General features: G+C 50.9%; 15 protein-coding genes. 12 read left to right on the forward strand and 3 right to left on the reverse strand.

The window, feature by feature from the left end; genetic code table 11:
- The first annotated feature begins 14 nt into the window (after positions 1-14).
- The 6 genes from tpiA to HF685_RS01320 all read left to right on the forward strand — a co-directional run bounded on the left by tpiA (position 15) and on the right by HF685_RS01320 (position 5,425).
- Positions 15-761: a triose-phosphate isomerase gene (tpiA, locus tag HF685_RS01295; protein ID WP_168817919.1), complete on the forward strand. Its 747-nt coding sequence runs from the start codon at positions 15-17 to the stop codon at positions 759-761.
- Positions 762-797: 36 nt separating this feature from the next.
- Entirely contained in the window at positions 798-1,118 is a 321-nt protein-coding gene (locus HF685_RS01300) for a 2Fe-2S iron-sulfur cluster-binding protein (RefSeq protein ID WP_168817921.1), read from the forward strand.
- Positions 1,119-1,143: 25 nt separating this feature from the next.
- Positions 1,144-2,370, forward strand: coding sequence for a cytochrome P450 (locus tag HF685_RS01305; RefSeq protein WP_168817923.1), 1,227 nt, complete (start codon positions 1,144-1,146; stop codon positions 2,368-2,370).
- Between the two features lie 72 nt (positions 2,371-2,442).
- The gene (gene secG / locus HF685_RS01310) at positions 2,443-2,853 is read left to right on the forward strand and encodes a preprotein translocase subunit SecG (RefSeq protein ID WP_168817925.1); all 411 of its coding nucleotides are present in this window, start codon (positions 2,443-2,445) and stop codon (positions 2,851-2,853) included.
- A gap of 95 nt (positions 2,854-2,948) precedes the next feature.
- Positions 2,949-4,580 (forward strand): CTP synthase, encoded by a 1,632-nt coding sequence (gene pyrG / locus HF685_RS01315; protein ID WP_168817928.1) that lies wholly within the window; start codon positions 2,949-2,951, stop codon positions 4,578-4,580.
- Positions 4,581-4,738: 158 nt separating this feature from the next.
- On the forward strand, positions 4,739-5,425 hold the full coding sequence (locus HF685_RS01320; protein ID WP_246218691.1) for a Crp/Fnr family transcriptional regulator: 687 nt from the start codon (positions 4,739-4,741) through the stop codon (positions 5,423-5,425).
- A gap of 168 nt (positions 5,426-5,593) precedes the next feature.
- On the opposite strand, the gene HF685_RS01325 is transcribed toward HF685_RS01320, so the two are convergent.
- Positions 5,594-6,073: an Hsp20 family protein gene (locus tag HF685_RS01325; protein WP_168817930.1), complete on the reverse strand. Its 480-nt coding sequence runs from the start codon at positions 6,071-6,073 to the stop codon at positions 5,594-5,596.
- 508 nt (positions 6,074-6,581) lie between these two features.
- Here HF685_RS01325 and HF685_RS01330 point away from each other — a divergent pair.
- From HF685_RS01330 to HF685_RS01350, 5 genes are all read left to right on the forward strand, one after another.
- A complete protein-coding gene (locus tag HF685_RS01330; protein ID WP_168817933.1) occupies positions 6,582-7,832 on the forward strand; it encodes a lipoprotein-releasing ABC transporter permease subunit in 1,251 nt (416 codons plus the stop codon).
- Positions 7,833-7,836: 4 nt separating this feature from the next.
- Entirely contained in the window at positions 7,837-8,511 is a 675-nt protein-coding gene (locus tag HF685_RS01335) for an ABC transporter ATP-binding protein (RefSeq protein WP_168821091.1), read from the forward strand.
- Between the two features lie 98 nt (positions 8,512-8,609).
- The gene (locus HF685_RS01340; protein WP_168817935.1) at positions 8,610-9,083 is read left to right on the forward strand and encodes a glutathione peroxidase; all 474 of its coding nucleotides are present in this window, start codon (positions 8,610-8,612) and stop codon (positions 9,081-9,083) included.
- A 101-nt stretch (positions 9,084-9,184) separates the two neighbouring features.
- Positions 9,185-12,688, forward strand: coding sequence for a DNA polymerase III subunit alpha (gene dnaE, locus HF685_RS01345; protein WP_168817937.1), 3,504 nt, complete (start codon positions 9,185-9,187; stop codon positions 12,686-12,688).
- A gap of 45 nt (positions 12,689-12,733) precedes the next feature.
- Positions 12,734-14,341 carry a long-chain fatty acid--CoA ligase gene (locus tag HF685_RS01350; RefSeq protein ID WP_168817939.1) on the forward strand — a complete coding sequence of 536 codons (1,608 nt, stop codon included), beginning with the start codon at positions 12,734-12,736 and terminating at the stop codon, positions 14,339-14,341.
- Here HF685_RS01350 and HF685_RS01355 read toward each other — a convergent pair.
- Both HF685_RS01355 and moaB read right to left on the reverse strand, forming a co-directional pair.
- Positions 14,338-15,435, reverse strand: a complete 1,098-nt coding sequence (locus HF685_RS01355; RefSeq protein ID WP_168817941.1) for a PA0069 family radical SAM protein — start codon at positions 15,433-15,435, stop codon at positions 14,338-14,340. The genes HF685_RS01350 and HF685_RS01355 overlap by 4 nt on opposite strands.
- Positions 15,436-15,484: 49 nt before the next feature.
- Positions 15,485-16,012 carry a molybdenum cofactor biosynthesis protein B gene (gene moaB, locus HF685_RS01360; protein ID WP_168817943.1) on the reverse strand — a complete coding sequence of 176 codons (528 nt, stop codon included), beginning with the start codon at positions 16,010-16,012 and terminating at the stop codon, positions 15,485-15,487.
- 114 nt (positions 16,013-16,126) lie between these two features.
- Between moaB and HF685_RS01365 the strand changes: the two genes are divergently transcribed.
- Positions 16,127-18,478, forward strand: coding sequence for a sensor histidine kinase (locus tag HF685_RS01365; protein ID WP_168817945.1), 2,352 nt, complete (start codon positions 16,127-16,129; stop codon positions 18,476-18,478).
- The last annotated feature ends 1 nt before the right edge of the window (position 18,479 follow it).

The raw sequence follows: 18,479 nt of genomic DNA on the forward strand, positions 1-18,479 counted from the left end.
AGTAAGGGGCAGTCATGACAAATCGCAAGTATATCGTCGGCAACTGGAAAATGAACGGGATGCAGGCACAGCTTTCCGATATTGCGGCGATTGCCGAAATCGCTGAACAGCATGGTGAAATTGACGTTGCGATATGCCCTCCTGTTACGCTCATCGCCGCCGCCGCAACAAAATGCCCGCAATTCGCTATAGGTGCTCAGGATTGTCACCAGTCTTCAAGCGGCGCTCATACAGGGTGCGTTTCGGCAGAAATGATACGCGAAGCGGGTGCGCTGCTGAGCATATTGGGCCACAGTGAACGCCGTGCCGACCAGTATGAAACTGATGCGGATGTGAAAGCCAAAGCGGAAGCTGTAAAAGCCGCCGGACTAGGTGCCATCATTTGCGTTGGCGAAACTGAGGAAGAACGCGATGATGGGCGCGCAGTGGAGGTCGTTTGCGGGCAACTGGAAGGGTCTTTTCCTGATGAGGCCGATGCTGACTGGCTTACAATTGCTTATGAGCCTGTTTGGGCCATTGGCACCGGTCGGGTGCCTGAAACCAGCGATGTCAAGGAAATGCACGAGGCGATCCGCAATAAAATCGGCAAACTTATGGGCGATGGCGCTGAAAAAGTGCGTATTCTTTATGGCGGGTCGATGAACGGCGGTAATGCGGCAGAATTGCTCTCGGTTCCTAATGTTGATGGCGGACTGGTTGGCGGTTCTAGCTTAACGGCAGACAAATTTGGCCCGATAATCGATGCGGCCGCGAAGCTTTGAAGCTGAAGACTACGCACAAATTTTAGGGAAATATAAATGGTCAAAATTACTTTCGCGCAGTTGGATGGCGTTGAACAGACTATTGAAAGTAGGATCGGACATTCTGTGATGCAGGCCGCGGTTGCAGAGGATGTTCCGGGAATTCTGGCCGAATGCGGCGGGGCTTGCGCTTGCGCTACTTGCCATGTTGTCGTTGACCCTGATTGGGCAGACTCTCTTTCCACGATGGAAGACGGCGAGAAAATGATGCTGGACGGTGCAAAGCACGTAACGAAATACTCCCGCCTATCCTGCCAGATTATTATTTCCGAGGAGCTGGACGGACTGAAACTGACAGTGCCTGAAAGCCAAATCTAAACATATTGTTCAAGGAAACAAAGTCATGACAACTGCCGATATTGGTGCTGAAATTGCTACTGAAATCGAGGAATTTGATCCTCTCGGCGAAAAATTCGTCAACAGTCCCTGGACCGAATTCAAACGCATGCGCGAGTCTTGCCGCGCTTACCGTCATGTGGGGACGCTGATGCCGGTCGTTTCTTTCTTCAGAGACAGTGACCTTCGTGAAATTCGCGCGGATTGGGAAACGTGGTCCAGCGCCAGACTTGCCGAAAGCAACAAACATGGCTTGCGGGCAGGCGCGCTGATGGTCGGGCAAGATCCGCCCGATCACACCAAATATCGCAATATTATTGCCCCGATGTTCATGCCGGGCCGGATCGGCGCGTTGCAGCCAGCGATTGATGGCCACGTAAAGAAGTTACTGGATCAAGCAATTGATGCTGGCGAGATCGACTTCATGGAGGATATTGGTGGGGCGTTAGCCACCGCGACTATCGGCACAATTTGCGGCATTCCCGAACAGGACTGGCCCCTGATTAGAGAAATTACGGTTATTTTTGCCCGCGACTACGGCAAGGCGCCCTTGTACAAGGAGCCCCAGCCAGAAGTAGAAGCGCGACTGAGGGAGGCGGAGGCCAAACTGCTCCCCTTCATTGTCAGCCATATCCAGAATCTGCGGAAATCCAACACTCCGAGCATATTGCTGGATGTGGCGGATCAGGTAGAAGATAATTTTGCAGTTATGGGCTTATGCGCCCTGATTATTGGTGCCGGGGTTGACACATCCGCCAATCTGATGGTGAATGGCTTATGGGAGTTGATGCAAAAGCCGGATCAAATGCGATGGCTGCGGAACAATCCGGATAAAATAAACCAGGCGGTGGAGGAGTGCATCCGTTGCCGCGGGTCGCTCCGCAGGTCGGAGCGCGTTGCTGCCCGTGATCTGGAGTTTGATGGCGTGCAGATTAATCGCGGCGATACTGTGATGATATGGAACGCTTCGGCAAGCCGTGATCCGGAGGTTGTACCTGATCGGCCCGATGAATTTGATGTTCAACGCGTAGCGAAACGCCACATGGGATTTGGTGCGGGTATTCATATGTGTATCGGCAATGTGCTTGCGAGGTTGGAAGCTCGGACGCTTTATAGCGAGCTGATCAGGCGAACCAGCCGGACCGAGGAAACGCACGGGGCTGATTCGTATGAACATTGGGGAAATGGCGTCACCGATGCCGCCAAGCGGTATTCTGTATCGCTTCACAGTTGAATATAGTTCACCCAATCGCTATGTGCGCTGCACAACGGTCTTATGGACCCATCAACCAAGTTCGGAAAAGCCATGTTTTTATTTCTCACCGTCGTTCAGGCCATCGTTGCCGCCATGCTTGTTGGCGTCATATTGATGCAGAAATCCGAAGGCGGCGGTTTGGGTGTCGGTGGTTCGCCTTCCGGCATGATGTCTGCGCGCGGTGCCGCTGATTTGCTAACCCGAACAACAACTGTACTCGCGGTATTGTTTGTATCATTGTCGGTTGCTCTGGCCGTTTTGGCCGCCGCCGAAGGTAAGCCCGACACGATTGATCAGACTTTGCAGCGTGATACGAGCGCTCCCATTGTTGCCCCTGCTGATCCAGCCGATGCAGTTCCGCTTGCTGGTGATGATCCCTTGGCCGCTGCGGCCGCTGCTGCTGCAGACGGTGAGGGCGACGACGCCCCAGCAACCAATGGTGCGGTTCCACTCGATCAGTAATCGGCACCAAATGAAACTTATCAACAGATAAATTTCACTTTTCCGGAGTCGCGGGATTGCCAATCGGGCCTAGTTACCGTTAGGCCTTTTCTCCCATGGCGCGATATATTTTTATTACCGGCGGTGTGGTCTCATCACTTGGCAAAGGTCTTATGGCAGCGAGCCTCGGCGCTCTCTTGCAAGCTCGCGGATATTCAGTGCGAATCCGCAAATTGGACCCCTATCTCAACGTCGATCCCGGCACGATGTCGCCTTATCAGCATGGTGAAGTTTATGTGACTGACGATGGCGCGGAGACTGATCTTGACCTTGGTCATTATGAGCGGTTTACCGGCGTTCCTTCGTTACAATCGGATAATGTGACCTCGGGACGAATCTATCAGTCAATTATCACCAAAGAGCGCCGCGGTGATTATCTTGGTGCCACGGTGCAGGTTATTCCGCACGTCACCGACGCCATACAGGAATTTGCAGAAGACAAGCTCGACGGCATTGATTTTGTTCTGTGCGAAATTGGTGGCACGGTTGGTGATATCGAAAGCCTGCCGTTTATTGAAGCTCTGCGGCAACTGCGCAACAAAGTAGGCAGGGCAAATGCGATATCGGTACACGTAACCCTGGTTCCCTATATCGCCGCTGCAGGAGAACTGAAAACCAAGCCGACCCAACACAGCGTGCGGGAATTAACATCCTTGGGCATTCAACCGGATATTCTGCTTTGTCGCTGCGAGCATCCGTTGCCCGACGGCGAACGTGCCAAGATCGCACAATTCTGTAATGTTCGGAAAGAAGCAGTGATTCCAGCGCTGGATGCCAGCAGCATATATAACGTGCCGCTCCAATATCATGAAGAAGGTCTCGACCGGGAAGTCTTGAACGCCTTTGGTATTATCAATGCGCCCGACCCTGATCTGACCCGCTGGATTGACGTGATGGAACGCATCGAAAATCCTGAGGGTGAAGTCATCGTGGGCGTGGTCGGCAAATATGTCGGTCTGCAAGATGCCTATAAGTCACTTCAAGAAGCCCTATTCCACGGAGGTTTGGCGAATCGGGTTAAAGTTCAGGTGCGCTGGCTCGATGCTGAATTGTTTGAAGACAATAGCGACCTAGCGGCGAAACTGGAACCGCTTCACGCTATACTGGTGCCAGGCGGATTTGGTGAGCGCGGTAGCGAAGGCAAAATTGGCTCCGTAAAATTTGCCAGAGAAAATAATATTCCTTTCTTCGGCATTTGTCTCGGGATGCAAATGGCCTGCATCGAAGCCGCGCGCAATTTGGCAGGCATTGATACGGCTTCTACAACCGAATTTGGTGAAACAGATGAACCGATTGTCGGTTTGATTACCGAATGGATGACAGAAGAAGGCCTTCAAAAGCGGGAAGCTGGTGGTGACATGGGCGGCACGATGCGACTCGGCGCGTATGATGCCGTGCTGCAACAAGGCTCAAAAGTCAGTGAGATATATGGCGAACGTGAGATCAGCGAGCGCCATCGCCATCGTTATGAAGTGAATAAAGGGTATGTCGAAAGGCTTGAAAAAACAGGCCTTATTTTCTCTGGCATGTCCCCTGATGGCGAACTACCGGAAATTGTTGAACGCCCCGACCATAGTTGGTTCGTGGGTGTTCAATATCATCCCGAGCTCAAGAGCAAGCCATTCGATCCGCATCCGCTTTTTGCTTCATTTATCGAAGCCGCTGTCAAACAAAGTCGCCTAGTCTAGCTTGGCACCTATTATTTTTGGCATGTCTATGGCTAATTTTACGCGGATGTCCATTTTGTCCAATCAATTTTACATTTTGTGACTATTGTCACATTCAAGCAGTAAATATTGGTTATCAGTAATTTACGAAAACAGTTAACCGGGTTGGAGCATGAGAAGTGAGAGCCGAGGAACTTGGGAGCATATTAGCTGAGCATAGCTTGTTCGCTGATTGTGACGAGGCAGAACTGGCGGATTTGATTTTGCGTGGGCACTTTACGCAATATAAAAAGGGAGAAGATTTAATCGTGCAGGGCGATCCAGGGAGCTCGTTACTGATATTATTATCGGGCAATGCGCGAACCAGCATGATCGCCAGCAATGGGCACGAAATTGTTCTGGATTATGCAGAGCCTGGCCAGGTTTTAGGCGAGATTGCATTGCTCGATGGTGGAGAAAGAACCGCCAGCGTCACTGCAATTGAACCAACGACAGCACTGTCGATCACACGCGATGCTTTTGTAGAGATTTTACACAAGCATAAAAATATGGCATTACGACTCCTCAAGGTCATGGCTAATCGCATAAGGACGGCGAATACAATGATCGAAGGAGACAGGGCTTATACTTCTGGTCCGAGACTCGCACGATATCTTTTGAGGTTATCAGTCGTCGGTGCAGAAGAGGGGCTTCTGAAATTGGATTTAAGTCAAAGCGAACTCGGCAACTTTGCCGGCATGTCGCGGGAACATATTAATAGGCAGCTTTCGACCTGGTCAGAACTTGACATTGTATCGGTTGAAAGCGGGAAAGTGCGGATATTAAACCACGCTACACTTTCCAATATTGCCAACGCAGATTCTTGATTGAAATTGGCCATTTGCGACCCGGGCTAATTTCGTCAAGAGTGACACCAAGCGGGTGTCAGGGGCAGTCGGATCCTCATCCGGCTGCCCCATTTTATTTCAGGCAACGATAATAAAAAAGCAGCCAGATTGCTCTGGCTGCTCTTGGTTTTCTCTGAATTGAACAGCTTATGCTGCTTTATCTTCGTTCTTTTTGCGCTTGTCCGCGATCTTGGTAACATTGGTATTTTTGTTGATGGCAATGGTTTGCGGTTTCATCGCATCAGGAATTTCACGGACCAAATCAATCACGAGCAATCCATCGGCCAGTGCAGCATCCTCAACGCGCACAAAATCGGCTAACTCGAAACGTCTTTCGAAATTTCGGTTTGCGATTCCCATGTGGAGGAATTCCGCGCCATCTGCGTTCATGGGTTCCTTGTTCCCGGCAACCAGCAACAGGTTCTGCTGGGCAGTAATTTCTATTTCGTGGTCCTTGAAACCGGCGACGGCCAGCGTAATCCGGTAATTATCTTCACCACTGCGTTCAATGTTGAACGGGGGATAATTTTCCGATTGCTGCGCGCGCGCATTATTTTCAAGCAGATCAAAAAGCCGGTCAAAACCAACGGTAGAGCGGCGATAGGGGGTAAAATCAAAACGGTTCATATTTCTATCCTCATATTGAGCAATTAAAATTGTGGACCCGCGACAAGCGGCATCCTTCTCATTTGTGTTTGCGAAACCCATAAGGCATTTCACCCATTAGAGATATTGCGTGTTGGCTGAAATTCAAGAGATAGAAAATTGAGATATTTCAAAGGGTTGAATAAAAATATCAACAGCAACAAAAACGCCCGAAGCCATTTCTGACTTCGGGCGATAATGGCGACGATTAAATCGACCCCTGTTTTTCTTGCCTATTCAACACCTCTTGTCCCCCAACATTCGGCGGAACCAGCAAGAATCCCTGAACCATGACCTTGAACGGTTATTGATTCTGTAACTCTCTCTGATCGACCGTCACAAATTTGTCATGACAAATTTATGTGTTCGGGGAAGATTGGTTCAGCCTTGTGTCATATCGGCAACAGCATATTAACCACCATCGCACTTGCCACCCTCATGGTGCGACTCTAAAGCCATCTGAGTTTCTATCAGGAAGTCCGCTGTAAATATGCTCCTCTCCCGCTACGAATGGGTTATCACCAAACGCTATCTTCTACCCGGCAAGGGAGAAGGTTTTATTTTCCTCGTCGCTAGTATCAGCCTGGTTGCGGTGATGCTCGGGGTTGCGGCGCTGATTGTTGTTATGAGCGTGATGAATGGCTTTCGAGCCGAACTCTTTGATAAAATTGTAGGACTCAACGGCCATGCGGTTGTTCAGGGTTATGGCGGGCGTCTGCCAGATTGGCGCGATTTGCTGGAGGAGACGCGGAACACCAAGGGTGTGGTATCTGCTTCCCCCATGATCGAACAGCCGTTGCTTGCGACTTTTAATGGCCGAGTGGAAGCCATCATGGTTAGGGGCATGGAGGTCAAAGATATATTGAGTAATGATACGTTGGATGGCAAAACTGTAGCCGGCGACTTGGGTCGTTTAGAACCAGCAGCGAGCCGCGTTGGTATAGGCAGCCGTTTGGCCATGGCACTGGGCGCGCAGGTTGGTAGCCGGATTACAATTATCAATCCGCAAGGGCGCTCCACTCCGTTTGGCACTGTTCCGCGAGAAATTTCCTATGAGGTTGTCGCGATATTTGAAGTTGGTGTTTACGACTATGACAAAGCCTATGTTTTCATGCCGATGGAAGATGCGCAAACCTTGCTTCTCCTCGGCGATCAAATTGGCATGATTGAGATAAAAACCCAAGATGCTGATAACGTCAGGGATATACTAGCCCCATTGGTACCCAAAGTAGCTGATCGGGGTGTCATCACTGACTGGCAGACAATGAACGCGTCGCTTTTCGAGACACTACAAGTGGAACGGGTGGTGATGTTTGTCATTCTCTCGATCATCATATTGGTGGCGGTGTTCAATATCTTGTCATCGTTGATCATGCTCGTTCGCGCAAAAACCCGGGATATCGCTATATTACGAACAATGGGCGCGTCGCGGGCATCGCTAACCCGGATATTTGTAACGGTCGGAACATCCATCGGGATGCTTGGCATAGCGGCCGGCATCGGACTTGGTTTGATCGCTATTTTCTTCCGCCAAAATGTGATCAATTTTGTGCAGCTAATAACTGGTCAAAACCTTTGGGATCCATCTATCCGTTTTCTAACCGAACTGCCGGCAAAGACCGATCCTATGGAAGTTTTAGGGATCGCGATGCTGGCATTATTGTTTAGCTTTCTGGCCACGCTCTATCCCGCCTACAAGGCGGCCAGCACTGACCCTGTGCAGGTGCTGCGTTATGAGTGAAGCAATGGCAAATTCTGTCGTGCAGTTAAGAGATGTGCGTCGCAGTTTCGTTCAGGGCGATGTCCGGATCGATGTATTAAAAGGCGTCAGTTTGGACATCAACAAGAATGAGATTGTTGCTCTTTTAGGCCCATCGGGTTCGGGCAAGTCTACTTTGCTCCAGGCCGTGGGCCTTTTGGAGGGCGGCTTCGAGGGATCAATAAAACTCGATGGTGAAGAAACTGCCCAGATGGACCCTGGCGGGCATACGAGAATAAGAAGAGAACTGCTCGGGTTTGTTTATCAGTTCCACCACTTGCTTCCCGATTTTTCGGCTTTGGAAAACGTTGTAATTCCGCAACTTATATTTGGTACGTCGCAATCAAAAGCTGAAGAGCGCGCTGCAACTCTGCTCACGAATATGGGACTAGGCAACCGGCTGGAGCATAAGCCGAGTAAGCTTTCAGGGGGAGAGCAACAGCGCGTGGCTGTTGCAAGAGCGTTGGCAAACGCCCCTAAACTGGTGCTGGCCGACGAGCCAACCGGAAATCTTGACGAAGCGACCGCCGATGTTGTGCTGGAAGAACTCATGATGATGGTCCGTGATGAAGGTAGCGCTGCTTTGATCGCGACTCACAATGAACGCCTTGCGGCGAAGATGGACCGCGTTGTGCGGCTCCATGATGGTGTTTTAACATAGGTTTATCAGTGGTTAGCCAGATAGGCTTTGACATTTGGCAATCGAAAATCAATTTGATCAACAATATTTTTGGGTCTTTGCAATGAACGGGGCGGAAAATGCAAATAACAGAATTTAAGGTGAAACAGGCGGATGGATCGATGGACGATCTCTCCAATTACGAAGGCAAAGTGCTACTGATTGTAAACACTGCCTCGAAATGTGGGTTCACGCCGCAATATGAGGGATTGGAAAAACTTTATAAAGAATTTTCCGATCGAGGCCTCGAAATACTCGCGTTTCCTTGCAACCAGTTTGGCAATCAAGAACCAGGCGATGCCGAGGAAATCAAGAATTTCTGTACATTAAACTATGATGTCAGCTTTCCGCTAATGGCCAAGGTTGATGTGAATGGCAAAAGTGCTGATCCATTGTGGAACTATTTGAAAAAGGAAAAAACCGGTTTGCTCGGTTCCAAAATCAAGTGGAACTTCACGAAATTTCTGGTGGACCGTGAAGGCAATGTTGTTGCGCGTCATGGCCCGGCGGTGAAACCGGAGCAGCTGAGAAGCGAAATCGAGGGATTGCTCTAGAGGTCTGCCTAAAAAGTGAACGTCAACTATCTGTGGACAACTGGTCGATAGCGGCGTCGAAATGATGGCAATCACACCGTTGCTACGCTAGCTTGTTCGTTATGTCCCAGACTCCTTTTGTCCATCTTCGCGCCTTCTCCGCTTATACTATTCTTGATGGTGCGATGGAACCGAAGGCAATCGGGAAGATTGCTAACGAACGCGGTTTTCCCGCAGTTGCTTTATGTGACCGGATAGGCTTGTTTGCATCCATGGCTTTTGACGATGGCTGCCGTGCCAACGGTGTGCAGCCTATCACCGGTTGTTTCTTGCGAGTGGCAAGGCCCGGAGGCGGCGAAAAGCCAAAGTTTGATTGGCTCGCAGTATATGCGCAGAATGAAGCGGGTTACCAAAATCTTTGCAGGCTCGTTTCTGTATCGCATCTGGGTCGTCCACAAGCGTTGGACGCCCATATCCCACTGGAAATGCTGGAAAAACACAACGAAGGTCTATTAGCCCTGACAGCGGGCGGAGAAGGTGCCTTGGCACGGTTGATTGCAGAAGAGCAGCATTCGGAAGCTGAAAACTATTTATCCCTGCTGCAGCAATATTTTCCGGATCGGCTCTATATCGAATTATCAAGGCGCGATGATGCGGTCGAAGAGGCTGCGGAGGCTGGTTTGATAAAGCTGGCAATGGATCGCGATCTTCCCTTAGTTGCGACCAACCCGAGCTGTTACGCAGAACCGGAGTTTCATGAAGCCCACGATGCAATGACCTGCATTGCCGCATCTGCCTATGTTGAAAGCAATGATCGGGATAAGCCTTCACCAAACCTTTGGATAAAAAGCGCATTGGTGATGGAGGGTCTTTTCTCCGATATTCCCGAAGCGTTAGAGAATACCTCAGTTATCGCAAAGCGTTGCGCCTTCTCACCGCCACGTCGCGATCCAATCTTGCCAAGTCTTGCCGGTGATCTGGCGGGAGAGGCTGAGCAATTGCGTCGTGATGCGACTGCCGGTCTGGAGACCCGTTTGAACCATGTTGGCGGAATGGACGCTGAGGAACGCCAAGCCTATTTTGATCGCCTTGAATTCGAACTTAATGTCATCATCAACATGGGCTTTCCCGGCTATTTCCTGATTGTTGCCGACTTTATCAAATGGTCCAAAGACAATGATATTCCGGTAGGGCCTGGGCGCGGCTCCGGTGCGGGTTCGGTGGTTGCCTGGGCGCTTACTATTACCGACCTGGATCCCATCAAGCTTGGGTTGCTGTTCGAACGCTTCCTAAATCCCGAACGTGTGTCGATGCCGGATTTCGATATCGATTTCTGCGAAACGCGGCGCGGGGAGGTCATTCGGTATGTGCAGGACAAATACGGCGCTGGACAGGTTGCGCAAATCATCACCTTTGGTAAGCTCAAGGCTCGCGCCGTTTTGCGAGACGTCGGCCGGGTGTTACAAATGCCTTACGGGCAGGTCGACAGACTAACGAAACTGGTTCCCAATCACCCAACCGATCCTTGGGATTTGAAGCGGTCGCTCAACGGTATCTCGGAACTGGCGCAGGAATACAAGCAAGCAGACGTGAAGCGCCTGTTTGATCTGGCAATGAAGCTCGAAGGATTGCCTCGGCATAGCTCCACTCATGCCGCTGGTGTTGTTATTGGCGATCGTCCGCTTGATCAACTGGTTCCGCTATATCGCGACCCGCGTTCGGATTTGCCGGTTACCCAGTTTGATATGAAATTTGTCGAGCAAGCTGGTTTGGTCAAGTTTGACTTTTTGGGATTGAAGACGCTTTCTGTTCTCAAGAAAGCGATTGAGCTTCTCGCCGAGCGTAACATCGAAGTCGATCTTGATGCATTGGAATGGGACGATCCCAAGGTCTTCGAGCTTTTGAAAAGCGGTGACACTGTGGGTGTGTTTCAACTCGAATCGGAAGGTATGCGGCGCACTCTGGCTGCTGTAAAACCAACGAATTTCGGAGATATTATTGCGCTGGTTTCGCTTTATCGGCCTGGTCCGATGGACAATATTCCGCTCTTTGGTGACCGGAAAAATGGTCGCGCTAAGCTCGCTTATCCCCACCCGTTGCTGGAAGAAATACTCAAAGAAACTTATGGGATTTTTGTCTATCAAGAACAGGTTATGCAAGCAGCCCAGGTGATCGCAGGCTATTCACTCGGAGAAGCAGATTTGCTGCGCCGTGCAATGGGCAAGAAAATTCAGGCAGAAATGGATGCCCAGCGCAGCCGGTTTGTCGAAGGTGCGGCTAAAAATGATCTGAATCCGGCACAGGCCAATGAGTTATTTGACTTGATCGATAAATTTGCCGGCTATGGTTTCAACAAGAGCCACGCGGCAGCTTATGCCTTGCTCGCCTATCAAACCGCGTGGCTCAAGGCGCATTATCCCCATGAATTTTATGCGGCTTCGATGTGCTTCGACATGCATCAATCCGACAAGCTTAGCATTTTTGTTGATGATATGAAGCGGCTAGGAGTCACTGTATTGCCGCCGTCAATCAACAAGAGTCGTCCTTATTTTGCCGTTGAGGAACAGGAGGGCGCCCTGCTTGCTGTGCGCTATGCTCTGGCAGGTCTCAAAAATGTTGGCGAAAAAGCGATGCAGGCATTGGTGCAGGAGCGCTTGGAAAACGGGCTATTTCAATCAATTGATGATTTCGCCAATCGAATCGATCCGGCCGGGATGAATAAAAGGCAAATCGAAAGCCTTTCAGCAGCAGGCGCATTCGACGGAATAGAACCTAACCGTGCAGCGGTTTTTGACGGAGCTGATATGTTGTTGTCGGTTGCCAATAGCGCTGCAGAAGCGCGGACCAGCGGACAGGGCGGTCTATTTGGTGAGGGTGCTGCTGGTGATATGCAGGCCATTAGATTGCCGCAGGACAGCAACTGGAATTTGAATGAGATTATGATCCGTGAACGCGATGCTTATGGTTTCTACTTTGCGGCTCACCCCGTTACACAGTTCCAAGCGGTCACATCCTCCCATGGTGCGCGCACTTTCGCTGCTCTGTGCGATGAAGACCCCATCGGCGAAGGTCAGCGTAAACCGGCGGTGATGGCAGCTTTGGTGGAAAGCGTGCGGTGGCGGGAGAGTAAGCGCGGCCATAAATTCGTGCTCGCTGATCTTTCCGATAGCAGCGGGCAGTTTTCGGCCAGTTGCTTTGAAGAAGACCAATGCACTTTGTTAGCAGAGCTGGCTAAAGACGGTGGTTGCGCACTTCTAAATGTTGAACTGGACCAGCGGTCGGACGATGAAAATCCTCGTGTCGCTGTCCGGCGGGTGCAGGCGCTAGATGGGCTTGAGAAAACAACCCGGACAAAATTGGAACTGGACGTCGTAGACTTGGACGGTTTGCATGAACTTGCAAATTTGCTCGCGCCGTTGTCGGGAGGAAAAAGCGAATTAATTGCGTCCATGCCTGGCCTGGAAGGAAAACGGGCCAGCGTCTGTCTTGGGCGATCATTCAAGCTGGATGCGGAAGTTGTCGAAAAGCTGGGTAACGTCTCTGGTTTGGCCAATATCCATCTGGGTCCGGCGGGGGTCTCCAGACCCACGCGGGTGTCAAAGCCGAATTTAAGACTTGTAAGCTGACAGATTTCCGCCAAAAAAGACTCAAATAAATCAATGGAGAGTTACATGGCCGGAGCAATGCAAGCCAGCGCGCTTAAAATCACCAATTTGATCGATCACGCTGCGCGTGAACATGGGACGCGGGAAATCGTCAGCTACTGGGCTGATGGTTCGCTGACCCGCAGCAACTGGGCCGAAATTGGTTTGGAAGCCCGTAAATTTTCACAAGCACTCCATCGGCTCGGAATGAAAAAAGGTGACCGGATCGCCACGATAGCCATGAACCACGCGCATCACCTGATCAGCTGGTACGGCTCTGCGGGCATTGGCGGCATTCTCCACACGGTCAATCCGCGTCTGTTTGAAGAGCAGTTGGTCTATATTCTGAACCATGCGGAAGACCGAGTGTTGCTTTTCGATAAAATGTTCACGCCGATTATTGAAATGCTCAAGCCGCAACTCAAAACGGTTGAACATTATATCCAGTTTGATGGCGAGAAAGCCGAATATCCGACCTTCCGGGAACTGGTAGAAGCCGAAGATGGCAATTTCAACTGGGTTGATATCGATGAGAATGATCCCTGCGGACTTTGCTACACCAGCGGGACGACAGGCAATCCAAAAGGTGTGCTCTACGAACATCGCTCCAATGTGCTTCATGCACTAACCGAAGTGCAGCCTGATATTATGGATCTGGCAACTCGTTCGGTCATGCTCCCGGTTGTGCCAATGTTTCATGCCAATGCCTGGGGACTTCCCTTTGCTTGTGCAGCAGTCGGTGCAAAAATGGTATTCTCGGCGAGCAACGAAGCGCCAGTATTATGGAAGCTGATCCGCGACGAAGGTGTTACACATAGTGCGGGTGTACCAACTGTTTGGCTTTCCATGTTTGCCGATATGGATGCCAATGGCGGTGACTATGGTAAACTGAAAACAGTCACTATCGGTGGATCAGCCTGTCCACGATTCATGATTGAGCGTTTCATGAAAGAGGATATTCGTGTTGCTCATGCCTGGGGAATGACCGAAACATCGCCAATCGGGACAGCAGGATCGTTACCGGCAAATTGGGACGAATTGAGTTTTGACGAACAGGTAGATGTAATTTGCCTCCAAGGCCGTCCGCCATTTGGTGTTGAATTGCGCGTGATTGATGAAGACGGCAATGTTGCTCCACGTGATGGTAAAACCAGCGGCACTTTGGAAATTCGAGGACCATGGATTATCCAACGCTATTTCCGATCAGATGAAGATGCAGTGGAAGAGGATCTCTGGTTTGATACCGGGGATGTGTCGGTACTTCATCCTGATGGCACCATGCAAATCACTGATCGCGCAAAGGATGTGATCAAGTCCGGTGGAGAATGGATAAGCTCGATTGAATTGGAAAATGCTGCAGTCGGTTGTCCCGGTGTGGCAGAGGCGGCCGCAGTTGGTGTCTACCATCCGAAATGGGATGAACGGCCTTTGTTGCTAGTGGTCAAGAAACCCGGAGCAGATGTTTTGGAAGAAGATGTGATTGCTTACCTCGCTGATAAGGTTGCAAAATGGTGGTTGCCGGATGAAGTGAAATTCATAGACGAATTACCGCACACCGCTACCGGAAAAATTCTGAAGCGCGCCCTTCGCGATGAGTATAAAGACTATAAACTCAAGAGTCTGGCAGACGCTTAAAATAGTTCCAGTTGGCTGCCTTTGACTGTTGGCCGCCGGAACAAGTCCGTCCGCAATCCGAACTTGGCTTCGCGCAAACCGGCCTTCCGGGCCGCTATTTCCGTCCGGTTGCGGAGCAATTCTGCCCACGGCCCTTGCCCTTTCATCCTTGTATGAAAATCGGGGTCATTGCGTTTGCCGCCGCGCATTTGCATGATGATACTCATGACCTTGTGTTTGCGATCCGGAAAATGGTGATCAAGCCATTCTTCAAACAAGGGCGCAACTTCATGGGGTAGGCGGATGGGAATGATCGAGACGCTCTGCGCGCCATGAGCCGCAGCGGCAACCACTATTGCTTCAATCTCATGATCGGTGATGGCCGGAATAACCGGAGCGATGTTCACATGGGTATAGATACCCGCTTCGCTCAATTGCCGAACTGCGTTTAGCCGCTTGATTGCCGACGGAGCGCGCGGTTCCAAGCTTCTTGATGTTGCGCTTTCCAGTGACGTTACTGACATCGTGACCGAGGTTAGTTGATTTGCGGCGAGTTTTGCCAGGATATCAATATCATCCAATACCCGGTCAGATTTGGTCGTTATTCCGACGGGGTGCTGCGTCTCGAGCATGATTTCCAAAATCTGTCGGGTTATCCGATTGTGTTTCTCTATCGGCTGATAAGGATCGGTATTGGTGCCGATCGCGAGTGTGGCGGCTTTGTACGTTGGTTTGGCAAAAGTCTGACGAAGCAATTCTGCTGCATTGGGCTTGGCAAACAGTTTGGTTTCAAAATCAAGACCGGGCGAGAGATCATGATAGGCGTGGGTCGGGCGCGCATAGCAATAGACACAGCCATGTTCACATCCGCGATACGCGTTGATCGAACGATCAAAAGGAATGTCCGGTGAGGTATTGAAGTTGATGATTGATTTGGGGAACTCGGCAATCACTTCGGTGCGGAGTTTCGTAGCGGTGCCGTCCAGCATTTCCCGGTCATCAAGCCAATCGCCATCGGCCAATCGCTCATTCATATTGAAACGCAGCGGTGTAGCGTTGGTCGGCGCACCTCGGCCTTTTCGAGCAAAGGGATGTGGTTTGGAATTGGCGTTCATGCGCCTCTGATAACATGAGAACATAAAAAGAACAAAATTTGATTTTGGATTATTTTTCCAAAAGCCGTGGAATTAACTCAACAAAATTGCACGGGCGATGCCGGCTATCTAGCTGCGTATCCAATATGCCATCCCAACCGTCTTTTACTGCCCCGTTTGAGCCCGGAAGTGCAAATATATAGGTTCCGCGCGCAACGACAGCACAGGCTCGCGATTGCACCGTGGAAGTGCCAATCTTTTCCATGCTCAGCCAACGGAATAGCTCCCCAAAGCCCGGTATGTCCTTGTCTTTGACCGCATCAAGCGCTTCCGGCGTTATGTCGCGACCGGTTAAGCCCGTGCCGCCGGTGGTGATGATCACGTCGACTTCTTCATCATCAATCCACTGATGGAGTTGCGCAATAACCTTCCATTTCTCGTCACGTATGAGCATCCGGTAAATTAGCGCATGCCCTTTTGACCCTATGCGCTCTGCCAGTATGTCTCCAGATGTGTCTTCCTTAAGCGAGCGCGTGTCTGAAACCGTCAACAATGCGATATTTACAGCTTTGAATGTGCGAGTTTCATCTATTGTCATCAGCGAGCTCCAGTCTTATTGGCCGACAGTTATAGCGTATAATGCAGCAGATTTCTAAACCTTAAAGAATAGGGGCTTTTCGCAGCGCGGCTAACCGTCTAATCGCATCAGACGATGTCTCATGTTCCTGACCTTACAGCTGTAATTCTCGGTTTGATTCTAGCCGCATGGCTCGCGGCTGGTGCGTGGGCGGTGTGGTCTGGTTTGGCGATGAAAAACAAGGCGGAAACAACGCTTCGTCAGTCTGGCCGGTTGGGACGTTTGCTTGAAACTTCTCCCGCCTTGCCTTTGCTTGTGCGATCTGATGGCAAGTTGGAAGCATCTCAGCGCTTGATGCACTGGCTTGGGTTTGGTTATCTGCCGGCACATATATCGGAGTTGCATACGCCAAAAGCGGGAATGAGTCGGGAAGATCTGGAAGGTCTAACTGGCGACGTCAATCTCGCTCAAAAGTCAGGCAGCAATTTTACCCGCGCGATCAAGGTCGCGGGTTCTGACAAAGCACTTTTGATTCGCGGCGGATTGGCCGACCAAAAGATTGCGCCTAATGGCAGTGCCTTGTTGTGGGTATTTGATGCGACCGATAGTGAAGGGCAGATCGAGAAACTTCGTGATGAAAATGAAGCAGCGCGCGCGGCGTTTGACGCCCTATCAGCGCTGATTGAAGCAGCCCCGGTACCAATGTGGCATCGGTCGTCTGATTTGCGGCTAACTCTGGTTAACAGTGCTTATGTAAAAGCAGTCGATGCCGAAGATGGTGCGCAAGTCATTGCCGACGGGATTGAACTGATCGAGACGATTGACGGTGTCAGCCCGATAAACGCTGCCGCACAAGCAAAGGAAAAGGGCGAGCCATTGGAGCGCGTTGTTGCAACCACCGTTGGCGGCAAGCGGCGAATGACGCAGGTGGTCGATGTGCCTCTTGGAAAATCTGGAATCGCAGGTTACGCAATTGATATCCAGCAATTGGAAGATGCCCGGAGGGAGCAGCGTCGTTTCATCGAATCCCAACGCGAAATGCTCGACAAGATATCGGCAGGCGTGGTCCAATTTGATGCTGATAAATCATTGAAGTTTTGCAATCTACCATTCCAGCGTATTTTCTCGATGCGCCAACAATGGATTGCGGAACGACCAGAATTCCCGCGGGTGCTGGACCGGATGCGCGAGATGAACCGCATTCCCGAGGTTCGTGATTTCCCGGAATGGCGGGAAGAGAGGACGGACTGGTTTCACTCCAATGAGTCGATTGAAGAAAATTGGTTGCTTGCCGATGGCACCCACCTCCGGGTCATTGCTAACCCGACACCGGATGGCGGTTTGCTTTTAATATTCGAGGATCGAACGGAGCAAGTGCAGCTTGCCAGTGCGCGCGATACATTGCTGCGCGTTCGCACTGCGACTTTTGACAACCTGTTCGAATCGCTTGCCGTGTTTGCTGCAGACGGCAAACTCAACATCTGGAATCACCAATTCGCTAAGAATTGGAGTTTGACGGACGACGAGCTTGGCAAGCATCCTCGCGTAGATGCGCTCATGCAGAAGATGGCGCGGCAGTTGAAACAGGCGGCTCGCATTTCAGAAGTCCGCGATAAAGTACGGACCGCGACAACGGACCGGATTCAGCAGGCTGGAACTCTCTCTTTCGCTGATGGTCGGCGTTTTGAATATGCAGCGATACCGCTTCCCGATGGCAATGCACTTTTCACGATGCTGGATATTTCCGACAGTCACCGCATTGAGCAAGCACTGCTCGAACGTAATGAAGCTTTGGTCGAGGCAGATTCTATTAAGGCCAGCTTCCTGTCCAATATGAGTTACGAGTTCCGCACTCCACTGACTTCCATCGGTGGCTTTGCAGAATTACTCGACAACGGGATTGCAGGTCCACTGACCGAACAGGGACATGAATATACGAGGGCAATATTACAATCCGTGAAACGCCTTGGCACCCAGATTGATAATGTGCTCGACCTTAGTCAGAGCGAGGCGGGCGCGTTACCAATTGCCAAGGAAAAGGTCAATCTCAACAAGCTTGTCGGAGACATTGCAGCGCAGTTTTCTGACGTGCTTCAGGCGCAGAAAATGGAAATTGTTCTACAACTTGATGACAAGCTTGGTTCAGCAATGGCAGATAAGAAGCGGCTGGGTCAGGCGATTTGGCAGATTGTGGATAATGCCGTTCGATATACCGGCGAAGGAGGCCGAATATCAGTAAACGGCTCTGGCGATGTGAAACAAGCAGTCCTTCACATCTCGGACAACGGGCCGGGAATGAATGCGGGCCAGCAATCCAGAGCGTTTGATAGCTTCGCCCGGTCCCGTGACCAGAAAGCGGGTCAAAAAAAGGGCGGTCTCGGACTGCCTTTGGCACGGCAGCTCGTAATTGCCCACGGTGGGAGCCTTACGCTAACCTCCGAACTAGGTCAGGGTACGTTGGTGTCTATCCATCTTCCCCGCCAATGAA

Origin of the sequence: Parasphingorhabdus halotolerans (genome assembly GCF_012516475.1) — a bacterium.
GTDB lineage: Bacteria > Pseudomonadota > Alphaproteobacteria > Sphingomonadales > Sphingomonadaceae > Parasphingorhabdus > Parasphingorhabdus halotolerans.